This window comes from Rickettsia australis str. Phillips, assembly GCF_000273745.1.
Lineage (GTDB): Bacteria > Pseudomonadota > Alphaproteobacteria > Rickettsiales > Rickettsiaceae > Rickettsia > Rickettsia australis.
On record NZ_AKVZ01000050.1, the window covers coordinates 1 to 1674 of the forward strand.

Genomic DNA, 1674 nt, shown 5'->3' on the forward strand with positions numbered 1-1674 from the left:
ATAATGTTTTGCAAAATCCAACATTCCTTTATTAAAGCGGTGGATACCATGGCCATATGTATCTCTATCTAATATTACTGTCTTCATATTGTCATAAAGTACTTCTTCCGGTACTCCACCAAAATAATCAAACGCCCGTTTATGACACTCTATTAATGTTACTAGTTTCTCATTGCTAACAAATTCTACATAGCTTGCTCGGCTAAATCCTAAAGTAGCAACAAAAGCTGATAGAGGATTTTTCCCTTTACGAAATTCAATCCAATCAACTTGCATTTGTTTACCAGAAGCAGTCTCAAATCTTATTATATTCTCCTGTTTAGCTACTGGCTTTATACTTCTTCAATAATCCCTGAGTTGCGTTATCCCGCCTGTGTAACCCAACTCTTTTATCTCCTGCAATAGTACATACCAGGCAGAGGTACAGGATGGGCTGACTTTATTCTATCACTCAAGTAATCTTTATATGGGGCAAGCTTTGTTACCAACTTCACCCTATCCTTATATTTTGGGGTACCATCATATTTTAAATACTTACGTACCGTATTTACTGATATGCCAACTTCTTCGGCTATAGTTCTTAGACTCTTTCCATGTTTATGCAAAATTTGTATTTCCATTATTTGCTCCAGTATTATCATTATTCATTACCTCCTTACCAAGAGGATAGTATACTTTAATACTGTATCAATTTTTATCCGTTGCACTGTATCATTTTACTTCCGTTGCTAACACTATGCTTCTCTATCCCCCTTCTAAACCTCTTGCGATAGGTATCAGTAAGGAAGTTATAGTACTAGAGCAAGATAATTTCTCAAAACAACAAATTAAGAGATTTTTTAGAAGATATTGTGCTGATTACAGATATAAAAAACTTCTTGTTGAAGGTACTCAGCGTTTTAACTTAGATGGCACACTGGCAACTTTAGTTACTAAAGAAGAAGTCCCACCAAAAACTAACAAATTCTCTAAACCCCACAAATATTAAATTTCTAATAGCTGATATACCTGAAACATCAATATAATACTAGAACATGAAAATATTACCTACTAAAAGCGATATACAATTTATTAATACAGTGATAAAATATGACATATTACAATACATAGATAATCCTCCAAAAGAACCATTACATATAAACGAGTATATACAAAGATTATCTGGATATCTCAGGTTTATTCAACATCAAGAAATATTACCAGAACTATACAAACCGTTAGAACAACATATAACCGCTTGTACAAAGCATTATGCTAATAATAGCATATCGTTATCATTAGATGAATTAGCTAAAGAAGACACAACCACTCATTTTACATCGACCGATAAAATTAAGGATGACTTAATAAGTTTATTGGGCATCAATAATTATGAATTAATAAGTGAGTTATAGCGATTATTTTTACAAGCAGTTTTGCTCATCTTCATCATAATTTATTAAAAATATTTAAGAATTACAATATGCAATCCAGTCGCTTATACAATAACGCTTGCCTTATCGAGGAAAATACAGATGCACAAAGAAAAAACACAGTGCCGTACGATCATAAAAAACGACGTGAGGAATTAAATCAGATAGTACAGAGTCAAGTAGAAAAACAACAACAAAAATTAATACAAAAAAACAAATCTATAGCAAGATAAGTTAATTTTTTATTAACATATTAGTATAC

General features: G+C 31.8%; 5 protein-coding genes. 3 read left to right on the top strand and 2 right to left on the bottom strand.

Annotation, left to right across the window (positions count from 1 at the left end):
• Both A452_RS09110 and A452_RS09115 read right to left on the bottom strand, forming a co-directional pair.
• Positions 1-336: DDE-type integrase/transposase/recombinase (locus A452_RS09110; protein WP_338009663.1), on the bottom strand; the 336-nt coding region annotated here is incomplete at its 3' end.
• 53 nt (positions 337-389) lie between these two features.
• Entirely contained in the window at positions 390-641 is a 252-nt protein-coding gene (locus A452_RS09115; protein WP_017208718.1) for a transposase, read from the bottom strand.
• A gap of 95 nt (positions 642-736) precedes the next feature.
• Here A452_RS09115 and A452_RS0107435 point away from each other — a divergent pair, with 95 nt between their 5' ends.
• The 3 genes from A452_RS0107435 (at position 737) to A452_RS0107445 (ending at position 1645) form a co-directional block, all read left to right on the top strand.
• Complete coding sequence (locus A452_RS0107435) at positions 737-988, top strand: ProQ/FINO family protein (protein WP_017208719.1); 252 nt, start codon at positions 737-739, stop codon at positions 986-988.
• Between the two features lie 46 nt (positions 989-1034).
• Positions 1035-1394, top strand: a complete 360-nt coding sequence (locus A452_RS0107440; protein ID WP_017208720.1) for a hypothetical protein — start codon at positions 1035-1037, stop codon at positions 1392-1394.
• A 68-nt stretch (positions 1395-1462) separates the two neighbouring features.
• Entirely contained in the window at positions 1463-1645 is a 183-nt protein-coding gene (locus A452_RS0107445; RefSeq protein ID WP_017208721.1) for a hypothetical protein, read from the top strand.
• Positions 1646-1674 lie beyond the last annotated feature (29 nt).